At 65.4% G+C, this 11,913-nt stretch carries 13 protein-coding genes; 9 read left to right on the top strand and 4 right to left on the bottom strand.

Annotated features, from left to right (window positions below; genetic code table 11):
- Positions 1–74: 74 nt before the first annotated feature.
- The 9 genes from mce (at position 75) to GTH33_RS04020 (ending at position 9,816) form a co-directional block, all read left to right on the top strand.
- Complete coding sequence (gene mce / locus GTH33_RS03980) at positions 75–494, top strand: methylmalonyl-CoA epimerase (protein ID WP_163957192.1); 420 nt, start codon at positions 75–77, stop codon at positions 492–494.
- On the top strand, positions 481–2,688 hold the full coding sequence (scpA, locus tag GTH33_RS03985; protein ID WP_243848496.1) for a methylmalonyl-CoA mutase: 2,208 nt from the start codon (positions 481–483) through the stop codon (positions 2,686–2,688). The genes mce and scpA overlap by 14 nt, the downstream gene beginning before the upstream one ends.
- Complete coding sequence (locus GTH33_RS03990) at positions 2,685–3,062, top strand: lysozyme inhibitor LprI family protein (RefSeq protein ID WP_163957193.1); 378 nt, start codon at positions 2,685–2,687, stop codon at positions 3,060–3,062. The genes scpA and GTH33_RS03990 overlap by 4 nt, the downstream gene beginning before the upstream one ends.
- The gene (gene bioB, locus GTH33_RS03995; RefSeq protein WP_249054995.1) at positions 3,059–4,048 is read left to right on the top strand and encodes a biotin synthase BioB; all 990 of its coding nucleotides are present in this window, start codon (positions 3,059–3,061) and stop codon (positions 4,046–4,048) included. The genes GTH33_RS03990 and bioB overlap by 4 nt, the downstream gene beginning before the upstream one ends.
- Position 4,049: 1 nt before the next feature.
- Entirely contained in the window at positions 4,050–4,283 is a 234-nt protein-coding gene (locus GTH33_RS04000) for a DUF4160 domain-containing protein (protein WP_163957195.1), read from the top strand.
- Positions 4,267–4,530 carry a DUF2442 domain-containing protein gene (locus tag GTH33_RS04005; protein ID WP_163957196.1) on the top strand — a complete coding sequence of 88 codons (264 nt, stop codon included), beginning with the start codon at positions 4,267–4,269 and terminating at the stop codon, positions 4,528–4,530. The genes GTH33_RS04000 and GTH33_RS04005 overlap by 17 nt, the downstream gene beginning before the upstream one ends.
- 16 nt (positions 4,531–4,546) lie before the next feature.
- On the top strand, positions 4,547–6,544 hold the full coding sequence (locus GTH33_RS04010; RefSeq protein ID WP_163957197.1) for an acetyl-CoA carboxylase biotin carboxylase subunit: 1,998 nt from the start codon (positions 4,547–4,549) through the stop codon (positions 6,542–6,544).
- Positions 6,545–6,814: 270 nt separating this feature from the next.
- Entirely contained in the window at positions 6,815–8,713 is a 1,899-nt protein-coding gene (locus tag GTH33_RS04015) for a copper resistance system multicopper oxidase (RefSeq protein ID WP_420877067.1), read from the top strand.
- On the top strand, positions 8,710–9,816 hold the full coding sequence (locus GTH33_RS04020) for a copper resistance protein B (RefSeq protein WP_163957198.1): 1,107 nt from the start codon (positions 8,710–8,712) through the stop codon (positions 9,814–9,816). Before GTH33_RS04015 ends, GTH33_RS04020 begins: the two co-directional genes overlap by 4 nt.
- Positions 9,817–10,184: 368 nt before the next feature.
- Here the strand turns inward: GTH33_RS04020 and GTH33_RS04025 are convergent, their stop codons facing one another.
- From GTH33_RS04025 to GTH33_RS04040, 4 genes are all read right to left on the bottom strand, one after another.
- Positions 10,185–10,508 (bottom strand): hypothetical protein, encoded by a 324-nt coding sequence (locus GTH33_RS04025; RefSeq protein ID WP_163957199.1) that lies wholly within the window; start codon positions 10,506–10,508, stop codon positions 10,185–10,187.
- A 226-nt stretch (positions 10,509–10,734) separates the two neighbouring features.
- Positions 10,735–11,106, bottom strand: coding sequence for a cysteine peptidase family C39 domain-containing protein (locus tag GTH33_RS04030; RefSeq protein WP_163957200.1), 372 nt, complete (start codon positions 11,104–11,106; stop codon positions 10,735–10,737).
- Positions 11,103–11,657, bottom strand: a complete 555-nt coding sequence (locus GTH33_RS04035) for a recombinase family protein (RefSeq protein ID WP_163957201.1) — start codon at positions 11,655–11,657, stop codon at positions 11,103–11,105. The genes GTH33_RS04030 and GTH33_RS04035 overlap by 4 nt, the downstream gene beginning before the upstream one ends.
- A gap of 10 nt (positions 11,658–11,667) precedes the next feature.
- Positions 11,668–11,868: a hypothetical protein gene (locus GTH33_RS04040; protein WP_163957202.1), complete on the bottom strand. Its 201-nt coding sequence runs from the start codon at positions 11,866–11,868 to the stop codon at positions 11,668–11,670.
- Positions 11,869–11,913: the final 45 nt, after the last annotated feature.

An 11,913-nucleotide genomic window follows, 5' to 3' on the forward strand; every position in this document is an offset into this window, starting at 1 on the left:
AGCAATCCAGAGCCGGACCCGGACGCCCTGGATTGCTTCGCTGCGCTCGCAATGACGGACTTAGGAAAACCCGCATGACCCTCGGCCGCCTCAACCATGTCGGCGTCGCCACGCCGTCGATCGCCCAATCGATCGACACCTACCGCACCCTGCTCGGCGCGGAGGCGATCGGCGAGCCGTTCGACCTGCCCGCGCAGGGCGTGAGGGTCTGCTTCATCGACACGCCCAACACGCAGATCGAGCTGATCGAGCCCTATGACGACGCTTCGCCGATCGCCGGTTTTCTGCGCAACAACCCTGCGGGCGGGCAGCATCATGTCTGCTTCGAGGTGCCCGACATCCACGCGGCGGTCGCCGACCTGAAAGCCAAGGGTGCGCGTGTGCTCGGCGAACCGCGCATCGGCGCGCACGGCACGCCGATCGTGTTCGTCCACCCGAAGGACATGGGCGGCGTGCTCGTCGAACTGATGGAGACGCCGCATGGCGATCATTGAGACCAACACCGGCGAGGATAGCGGCGCGACCACCAAGGTCACGCCCGCCCCCGAACCGACCCCGCATCCGACGCTGTCCGACTGGCAGACCGCCGCCGCCAAGGAGGTGAAGGGCAAGGACCTGACGTGGCATACGCCCGAAGGGATCGCGGTCAAGCCGCTCTACACGGCGGAAGACGCCCCGGTGGACCCGGGTCTGCCCGGCTTTGCGCCCTTCACGCGCGGCGTGCGCGCATCGATGTATGCGGGGCGGCCTTGGACGGTGCGGCAATATGCCGGCTTCTCGACCGCCGAGGAATCGAACGCCTTCTACCGTCGCAACCTTGCCGCCGGGCAGAAGGGGCTGTCGGTCGCGTTCGACCTCGCCACGCACCGCGGCTACGACAGCGACCATCCGCGCGTCACCGGCGACGTCGGCAAGGCGGGCGTCGCGATCGATTCGGTCGAGGACATGAAGATCCTGTTCGACGGAATTCCGCTCGACCAGATGAGCGTCAGCATGACGATGAACGGCGCGGTGATCCCGATCCTCGCCTTCTTCATCGTCGCGGGCGAGGAACAGGGCGTCGACCGCAAGCTGCTCGACGGGACCATCCAGAACGACATCCTCAAGGAGTTCATGGTCCGCAACACCTATATCTACCCGCCCGAACCGAGCATGCGGATCATCAGCGACATCTTCGGCTACACCAGCCGCGAGATGACTAAGTTCAACAGCATCTCGATCAGCGGCTATCACATGCAGGAGGCGGGAGCGACGCAGCTCCACGAGCTCGCCTTCACCATCGCCGACGGCATGGAATATGTGAAATACGGCGTCGCCTCCGGCCTCGACATCGACAAATTCGCCGGGCGCCTCAGCTTCTTTTTTGCGATCGGCATGAACTTCTTCATGGAGATCGCCAAGCTGCGCGCCGCGCGCGTGCTGTGGCATCGCGCGATGACGCAATTGGGCGCGCAGGATGAGCGATCGAAGATGCTGCGCACGCATTGCCAGACGTCGGGCGTGTCGCTGACCGAGCAGGACCCGTACAACAACGTCATGCGCACGACGATCGAGGCGATGGCGGCGATGCTGGGCGGTACCCAGTCGCTGCACACCAATGCGCTGGACGAGGCGATCGCGCTGCCCACCGATTTCTCCGCCCGCATCGCCCGCAACACGCAGATCGTGATCCAGGAAGAGACGGGGATGACCAAGGTCGTCGATCCGCTGGGGGGCTCCTATTACGTCGAGAGCCTGACGCAGAGCCTCGTCGATGGTGCATGGGAGATCATCGAGCGCGTGCAGGCCGAGGGCGGCATGGCCAAGGCGGTCGCCGCGGGCTGGCCCAAGGCAATGATCGAAGAGGCCTCCGCCGCACGCGCCGCGCGCGTCGACCGGGGCGAGGACGTGATCGTCGGCGTCAACAAATACCGCAAGGCGGACGAGGACCCGATCGACATCCTCGACGTCGACAATGTCGCGGTCCGTGAGGCGCAGATCCGGCGGATCGAGCGAGTCAAGGCGACCCGCGACGCGGCGGCGTGCCGGACGGCGCTGGATGCACTGCGCGAAGGCGCGCGCGGTTCGGGCAACCTGCTCGCGCTCGCGGTCGATGCAGCGCGCGCCCGCGCCACGCTGGGCGAGATCAGCAGCGCGATGGAAGACGTGTTCGGCCGGTTCGGGACGCAGCCGACGCCGGTGAAGGGCGTATACGGCGGAGCCTATGCCGACGACGTGCGCTGGGAACGGCTGGCGGACGGCGTCGCCGCCACGGAACGGCGCCTCGGCCGCAAGCCGCGCATGCTCGTCGCCAAGATGGGGCAGGACGGGCATGATCGCGGCGCCAACCTCGTCAGCAGCATGTTCGGCGATCTGGGATTCGAGGTCGTCCCAGGCCCGCTGTTCCAGACGCCGAAGGAAGCCGCCGTCCTTGCGCTGGAGAGCGACGTCGACGTCGTCGGCGCCTCCAGCCTTGCCGCGGGGCACAAGACGTTGATTCCCGAACTGATCGGCCATTTGCGCGAGGCGGGGCGTGCCGATATCAAGGTGATCGCCGGCGGCGTCATCCCGGCGCAGGACTACCAGGCGTTGCGCGATGCCGGGGTGCAGGCAATCTTCGGACCGGGTACGAACCTCATTAAGGCGGCGGAGGATGTCCTTCGCCTGCTCGGCCACAACATGCCCCCGCAGGAGGATGCCGCAGGATGATCCGTATCACCGTAATGGCCGCACTGCTGATCGCCACCCCGGCGTTCGCGCAGACGCAGGCGCAGATGAACCAGACCGCGGGCAGCCAGTACAAGGCCGCCGACGCCGCGATGACCCGCCAATGGCAACGCACCTATGCCTATATGAAGGGTCGCGACGCGCAGGACCGGTCGCGCGGCGGCGGCTTCGGCTATGCCGCGGCGACGCTGGCGAGCCAGCGTGACTGGCTTGCCTTTCGCGACGCGCAATGCACGATCGAGGGCGGCGAATTTGCCGGCGGATCGATGCAACCGCTGGCCAATGCGCAGTGCAAGACCCGATTGACCCGCGAGCGCACGGCGCAGCTCGCCAAGCTTCTATGGACGAACCGATGACCCGTACCGACTGGACCCGCGACGAGATTGCCGCGCTGTTCGATCTGCCCTTCGACGAGCTGATGTACCAGGCGCAGACCGTGCATCGCGCGCACCATGCGCCGAGCGAGGTGCAGCTGTCGACGCTCCTCTCGATCAAGACCGGCGGCTGCCCGGAGGATTGCGGCTATTGCTCGCAGTCGGTCAGCGCCGACAGCGGCGTCAAGGCGACCAAGCTGATGGACGTGCGCGCGGTCCTGCAGGCCGCGGCGCAGGCCAAGGACAATGGCTCGACCCGCTTCTGCATGGGCGCGGCGTGGCGCAACCCCAAGGACCGCGACATGGGCGCGATCGTCCAGATGGTCGAGGGCGTGCGCGGCATGGGTATGGAAACCTGCATGACGCTGGGCATGCTGGAGCCGCATCAGGCAAAGCAGCTCGCCGCCGCGGGCCTCGATTACTACAACCACAACATCGACACATCGCCCGAACGATACGCCGATGTCATCACGACGCGCAGCTTCCAGGAACGGCTCGACACGCTGGACGCGGTGCGTTCGGCCGGGATCAACGTGTGCTGCGGCGGCATCGTCGGCATGGGCGAGACGCGCGAGGATCGCGTGGGCTTCGTCCATGCGCTCGCCACCCTGCCGGAGCATCCGGGCAGCGTGCCGGTCAACGCGCTCGTGCCGGTCAAGGGGACGGTGCTGGGCGACATGCTCGCCGACACGCCGCTCGCCAGGATCGACGAGATCGAATTCGTCCGCACCGTCGCCGTCGCGCGCATCACCATGCCCGAAAGCATGGTGCGCCTGTCGGCGGGGCGTGAGAGCATGTCCGAATCGACGCAGGCCCTGTGCTTCATGGCCGGCGCCAATTCGATCTTCACCGGCGACAAGCTGCTGACCGCAGGCAATGCCGGCGACGACAAGGATACCGCACTGTTCGCCAAGCTGGGCATGACGCCGATGGCGGCGGACTGCCGGCTGGCCGAGGCGGCGGAGTGACATGCCGACGGTGCTGCGGATCGGTGCATTTCGTTTCTATTTCTACAGTCACGAACCCAACGAACCGCCGCATATCCACATCGATCGCGGCGATGCCACGATCAAGGTGTGGCTGACCGTCGTGGAGGTCGCAAAGAGCCGCGGCTTCCGCGCGCACGAGATCAACGACCTGCTATCGATGGTCGAGGAACACCGGACCGGCTTGCTGGAGGCGTGGCATGAATATTTCGGCTAGGATCACCGACGAACGCGTGCTCGACGTGCGCTTCGACGCCGCCAGCCTGATCGTCGACCTGATGGACGGCCGCAGCATCGCCGCGCCGCTCGCCTGGTATCCACGGCTGCTGCACGCCACGCCCGAACAGCGTGCGCATTGGGAAAAGGCGGGTGCCGGCTACGGCATCCACTGGCCCGACATCGACGAGGACCTGAGCACCGATGGCCTGCTGCGCGGCGCCCCCGCCGTCACGGCCACGCGCTGACAATCAAGGAACGCACATGTTCAAGAAAATCCTGGTCGCCAATCGCGGTGAAATCGCCTGCCGCGTGTTCCGCACCGCGAAACGGATGGGGATCAAGACCGTCGCGGTCTATTCCGACGCAGATGCCCGCGCGCCGCACGTGCTGATGGCGGACGAGGCGGTGCGCCTCGGGCCGGCACCCGCGGCGGAGAGCTACCTCAAGGCCGAGCTGATCCTGCTCGCCGCCAAGGAAACCGGCGCCGACTGCATCCACCCCGGCTACGGCTTCCTGTCGGAACGTGAGAGTTTCGCACGCGCCTGCGCCGACGCCGGCATCGCCTTCGTCGGCCCACCGCCGAACGCGATCGCGGCGATGGGCGACAAGATCGAATCGAAGAAGCTCGCCAAGGCCGCGGGCGTCAACGTCGTCCCCGGTTTCCTGGGTGAGATCGCCGACACCGACGAGGCGGTGCGTATCGCGTCCGACATCGGCTATCCGGTGATGATGAAGGCGTCGGCCGGCGGCGGCGGCAAGGGCATGCGCCTCGCCTACAGCGAGCAGGACGTGCGGGAGGGGTTCGAGGCGACAAAGCGCGAAGGCCTCGCGAGCTTCGGCGACGACCGCGTCTTCATCGAGAAGTTCATCGAATCGCCGCGCCATATCGAAATCCAGGTGCTCGGTGACCAGCACGGCAATATCCTGTACCTCAACGAACGCGAATGCTCGATCCAGCGCCGCCACCAGAAGGTGGTCGAGGAGGCACCCTCGCCCTTCGTCACGCCTGCGATGCGCAAGGCGATGGGCGAACAGGCGGTCGCCCTTGCGCGCGCGGTCGGCTATTACAGTGCCGGTACGGTCGAGCTGATCGTCTCGGGCGCGGACACCACCGGTCAGGGCTTCTACTTCCTCGAAATGAACACCCGGCTGCAGGTCGAGCATCCGGTGACCGAGGAGATCACCGGCCTCGACCTGGTCGAACAGATGATCCGCGTCGCCGCGGGCGAACCGCTGGGAATTAACCAGGACCAGGTCGGTATCAACGGCTGGTCGATCGAGAACCGCGTCTATGCCGAGGATCCCTATCGCGGCTTCCTGCCGAGCATCGGCCGACTGGTGCGCTACAACCCGCCGGTCGCCGCAACCGCCGAGGACGCGCGCGTCCGCGTCGACGACGGCGTGCGCGAGGGCGGCGAGGTCAGCATGTTCTACGACCCGATGATCGCCAAGCTCGTCACCTGGGCGCCGACCCGCGAAGCGGCGATCGATGCGCAGGTCGCCGCGCTCGATGCGTTCGAGATCGAGGGGCCGGGCACCAACATCGACTTCCTGTCGGCGCTGATGCAGCACTCTCGCTTCCGCAGCGGCGCGATCACGACGGGCTTCATCGCCGAGGAATATCCCGACGGGTTCCATGGCGCGCCGGCCGCGGCCGACCTGACCCGCATGCTGGCCGCGGTGGCAGCCTTCGCCGCCACCGCGCATGCCGATCGCGCGCGCCGGATCGATGGTCAATTGGGTCACCGCCTGCAACCGCCCGGCGACTGGGCCGTGCGGATCGAGGGCACCGACCATGCCGTGCAGGTGTCGACCGACGGTATCGTGGTGGACGGCGAAGCGGTCGATATCGCACTGGAATACACCCCCGGCGACCGGATGGTGGAGGCGGAGATCGGCGAGGACGACCATCTCTCCGTCCGCATCGCACCGGTGCGCAGCGGTTTTCGCCTGACCACGCGCGGCGCCAGCCACGTCGCACGCGTGCTGCCCGCACACATCGCGCCCTACGCGCAGCACCTGATCGAAAAGATGCCGCCCGACCTGTCGCGCTTCCTGATCGCGCCGATGCCGGGACTGCTCGTCCGTCTCGATGTCGGCGAAGGCGATGCGGTCGAGGCGGGGCAGCCGCTCGCTGTGGTCGAGGCGATGAAGATGGAAAACATCCTGCGCGCCGAGAAGTCCGGACGGGTCAAGGCCGTCTCCGCCGTGGCGGGCGACAGCCTGGCGGTCGACCAGATCATCCTCGAAATGGAATGATCCGGTCGGCTGGTGCGGCGGGCGCAATCCGGGGCTCGATCGCCCCCGCCTGCCGTTTCCTTGGGAGACGGGGAAATCCCGGGTCAGGCGTTCGACACGGCCTTGGCCCCGGGTCTTGTCGGTAAGGCTTCCGAGGCGCTAGGCATCGGCGTCGAGTCGTCAGCGACGCGTAGGCGCCCCCGCCCGTGCCGGCCGCGAACGCTCTGCCTGATCGCGGATGGCATGCGCGAACAGTGCTGGCCGGGGGAAGGAACGACGCCCCGCAGCCCTATGATGCCAAGCGCCGCCATCGTGTTCGAGGATTACATGACCCGACTGACCCGCCGCCGCTTCCTACGCGATGCCACGCTTGGCGGCGGTGCGATCACCGCCGCCTGGCTGCCCGGCTGGGCGCAGCCGGTTTCGGCAGGGATCGCGCAGGGTATTGCGACGCCGCTTCCCACCCTGTCAGGCGACACCATCGCGCTCCGGGTCGCGCATCAGATGATGACGATCGATGGCAAGCCGTCGCATGCGATCGGCATCAACGGCACCGTCCCCGCCCCATTGATCCGTCTGAGACAAGGACAGACCGCACGTCTGACGGTCACCAACGATCTGGACGAGGAAACGTCGATCCACTGGCACGGACTGCTCGTGCCGTTTCAGATGGACGGCGTACCGGGGATCAGCTTTCCCGGAATTCCGGCGCGTTCGACGTTCACCTACGAGTTTCCGGTGATCCAGGCGGGGACCTATTGGTATCACAGCCACTCGGGATTGCAGGAGCAGATGGGGCATTACGGCCCGATCGTGATCGATCCAGCCGGCGCCGATCCGATCGGGTCGGACCGCGAACATGTGATCGTCCTGTCGGATCACAGCCCGCTGCATCCGCACACCATCTTTCGCAAGCTGAAGCTTCAGGGCGGCTATTTCAATTACCAGAAGCAGACGCTCGGCAGCCTTCTTGCCGGGCGCGACCAATCGGCCGGCGAACGGCGGATGTGGGGCGGCATGCGGATGGATCCGACCGATGTGTCCGACGTGACGGGCGCGACCTATACCTATCTGGTCAACGGGCATGGGCCGGGGGACAATTGGACCGCTTTGTTCGCACCGGGCGAACGCGTCAGGCTGCGCATCATCAACGCATCCGCGATGACCAACTTCAACGTCCGCATCCCCGGCCTCACGCTGACCATCGTGCAGGCCGATGGTCAGGACGTGAAACCGGTGACGGTCGACGAATTCCAGATCGCGGTCGCCGAAACCTATGACGTGATCGTCGAGCCGACCATATCCATCGCCTACACGCTGGTCGCGGAAGCATGGGATCGATCGGGCATGGCACGGGCGACGCTGGCACCGCGGGTCGGCATGACCGCCGTCGTCCCTGCGCTGCGCAACCGCCCGCTCGCGACCATGGCGGACATGGGGATGGGCACCATGGCCGGGATGGATCATGGGTCATCGCATGACATGCCGGCGATGGCGCATCCTGCGACCAAGGCGGATGACGCCGCCGCGGCATGCCCGCCCGAACACGCCGCGATGGGGCATTGCACGCCCGGGGCCGGGGCGAGCGGCACTGCCGCCATGGCCGGCATGAGCCATGGGATGCGCGACTTCGCGAACGCGCCGGGCCTGCCGAAGACGCCGACGGTGCAGACCGTCGCACCGATGCCGGTCGATCGAACCGGCGAACCCCCGCAGGGACTTGGCGACGCTGGCCATCGAATATTGGTATACCGGGACCTCGTCGCGGTGAAGAGCAACCCCGATCCGCGCGCGCCATCGCGCCGCATGCAGATTCATCTTACCGGCAACATGGAACGCTACATGTGGGCGTTCGACGGCGTGAAGCTTAACGAGGTGAAGGCGCCGATCCCGTTCCGGCAAGGCGAGCGGATCAGGGTGACGCTGGTCAACGATACGATGATGGCGCATCCGATCCATCTGCACGGCCATTTCTTCGAACTGGTGACCGGTCACGGCGACCATGCGCCCCGCAAACACACGATCAACGTCGCCCCCGGTGGCACCGCGACGTTCGACCTGACCGCAGACGCGGTCGGCGACTGGGCGTTCCATTGTCACATGCTCTATCACATGCACGCGGGCATGATGCAGGTCGTCACCGTCCGTCCGGACGGCGCGGGCATCGACGGCAAGACGGAAGCGGCATGACGACACTGGCCATGACCCTGGCGATCGCGGCGGCGGCACCTGCTGCGGCGCAGATGCACGACATGGGCGGCATGACGATGCCGAACATGACGATGCCGGCCAAGCAGGCCCCGGTCAAACGCGCCCGCAGAACGCCTGCACCGGCAGGAGCCGCGCCGCGCAAGCCCGCGCCATCCACGATACCGGCGAAGGTCACCCCCGCCCGCGGCGCCGCATCGCCGCAGGCAGCAACGACCATGCCGCACATGGCGATGCCCGCCGCCGCGGATCCATGTCCGCCAGAGCATGCAGCGATGGGTCATTGCACCACGGCGGCGATGGCGTCCGATCCCGTGCCAGAACCGGTCGGCACCGATCAGGACGCCGGCGATGCCCCCCCGCCCGCGCCGCCCACCACGCTGGCGGCGGCACGATTCTACGATCCCGCCGTCATGGCGATGGCCAACCGCAAGATGCGCGACGAGCATGGCGGCATGCCGATGAACCAGATCCTCTTCAATCTCGCCGAGGTTCAGGTGCGCAGCGGTCGCGATGGCTATCGCTGGGATGGCGCGGCCTGGTTCGGCGGCGACATCCATCGACTGGTCGTCAAGAGCGAAGGAGAAGGCGCTTTCGCCGACCGGATCGAACGTGCCGAGGTCCAGGCGGTATATTCCCGCGCGCTGGACCCATATTGGAATCTGCAGGCCGGCATCAGGCAGGATCTGGAGGCTGATGCGCGGCGGAGCTATGCCACCATCGGGGTCGAGGGGCTCGCACCCTATTGGTTCGATGTCGAAGGCGCCCTGTTCCTGTCCGACAAGGGCGACGTGCTCGCCCGGGTCGAGGCATGGTACGATCAACGCCTCACCCAGCGTGCGATCCTGCAGCCGCGCGTCGAACTGAACCTTGCCGCGCAGGATATGCCGGGCAGCCGCATCGGCGCGGGCCTGTCGACCGCCGAGATCGGACTGCGGCTTCGCTACGAATTCAAACGGGAACTGGCACCCTATATCGGAATGTCGTGGGAGCGTAATTATGGTGCGACTGCGCGCTACGCACGCGCCGATGGCGACGATGGCGGCGGGCTTGCATTCGTTGCCGGATTGCGCGCCTGGTTCTGACGAGGGATGATTGCGGGGCGTAGGCGGCACCGGTCGACCGTGCCCCGCGTGCGCTGATGGGCGGCCGCACGACGAGATCGCGGGAGTAACCGTTGATCTTCGGTTCGGTGGCGGTCTTCGCAGGCTCGGGAGATATCACTCCCACCTCGAGCGGCCTGTGAGTCTTTGAGAAGACTGGAGCGGGCGAAGGGAACTCAACAGGGCGCTTTTGAGCACCATCGTCGTGAGCCTGGTTCGACGCTGTGCGGAGGGCTTTTAAGCGTTGTTCGAGGCGTGCATTTATGGTCCGGATCGACAGTCCTGGTTCATCGTCCTGGAGAGCATTCAGAAGCACTGCTGGTGTGTCGGAAACTTGGCTCATGCTGGTCTCACGATGCGGCGGGCTGTGGCGGGCGATGGTGGGGCGTCAGGTTGGGTCCGGGGAATGATGTCACGCCGAGGTCGGGCCATGTGATCCACCGTTTGAGACCATCGCGCTGTATTGCGGCCTGAACAGCATGGATGATCCACTCCCGACACGCGTCTGTTGGCGCGTCAGCTTCATCGAGAGCATCGGGGTGGTGGAAATTCGAGGTGTTGATGTTGACCTCGGCTGATGTTTCACCGGTTTCGATGTGGGGGATGTGCCATGCGATGACGGCGGGTGCGGCTCGGATCGAAATTCGCACTGGATTTGCCACTTCGATCTCCACAAAGATGACCCGATGACGAAGGGGACGACTGAGACCGGCTATCGGAACCGCAATGGCCAGATCGTCATTCGCAGGACGGACTTGTCGGGCAACGACCACAACCAGATGACCTACGTTCTACGTTGTGACGGCTGTGGTCACGAGTATGGTTCGAACGGCTCCGACATCTTCCAGCGACGCTGCCCGGCCCATGGGGGTGCTGCGGGCTTACCAATATCCTCCTAAATCATCCGACGAGAAGATATCCTCGCAGGCGGTGTGGAAGCTTCCGTGTATACGGATCACGTAGCTCTCGTGCCTTTGCGTCCCAGACCATCCAGTGATGATATTCGTCGCCATCATCGTTGAGCATGACGAAGACGAGTGCATCACCGGTAAGGTCGTCCAAGACGGTTGAGCCGAATGGTTTTCGACGGCCTGCGTCAGGCTGTCGGCCAAGCTTTACGAGGGCATCACGAAGGGCGTTCGTCTTCGTCTTTCCCACTCTCTTACCGTTGGGGAAGATGGCCTCGAGAGCTTTGTCATAAGCTACATCGGCGAGCATCGCGACACAGGCGACCCCGCAGTCGCATTCACCCCTCTGCTTGACGGTTTTCATGCAGCCAGCGCCCGGTAAACCGACGCGCGCCCAATCTTGAGGCGCTTGGCGATCTCGGTCGCGCCCAACCCCTCGGCCCGAAGCTGGCGAACATCGTCCTGGCTGATCGTGGCGGGCCGGCCCTTGTAAACATCACCTCGGGCCTTCGCGGCGTCGATGCCCCTGCGCTGCCGCGCCTTGATGAAGTGCTTCTCCATCATGCCAATCATGCCAAAGATGGTCAGCATAACCTCAGCCATCATGTCCGTGCCATCCAGCGTGATGGCCGGATCATAGATACGCAGGATTGCACTACGCTCGATGACGCGCTTGCCGATGGTGAGCAGATCGCCGGTGTCACGAGCGAGACGGTCGGGATGAAGGGCCAGAAGTTCATCGCCGGGTTCGAGCAGCCGGATTGCCGCCTCAAGCTGGGTCCGACCGTCCAGGGAAGATCCATTACCAATGTCGCTGAACACGACCACAGCACCAAGGCCTTCCAGCTTGGCCTTCTGGGTCTGAACGTCCTGGTCGTCCGTGCTCACCCTCGCGTAACCCAGCGTCTTCCCCATACCGACCGCCTTAGCCCTTAGCCGGAACGGTCTTCTCGACCTCCACGCAACGGAACTTCTGCGCCCGGAAGTCTTCTCCGGCCTTGTTGGTCATAAGTTCGCCGACCCGCCTGCACTCGACCTCGGTCGAGATGTTGTCGATGACGAATGCGCCAGTGCCCTGGTTTTGCAGCGTCATCATCAGCAGAACCCAAACCTTTACCGTCAGCATCTATACCCCCATTGTCTCATTTGCTTCTTAGACAGACTCGCTCCA

Origin of the sequence: Sphingomonas insulae, assembly GCF_010450875.1 — a bacterium.
GTDB lineage: Bacteria > Pseudomonadota > Alphaproteobacteria > Sphingomonadales > Sphingomonadaceae > Sphingomonas > Sphingomonas insulae.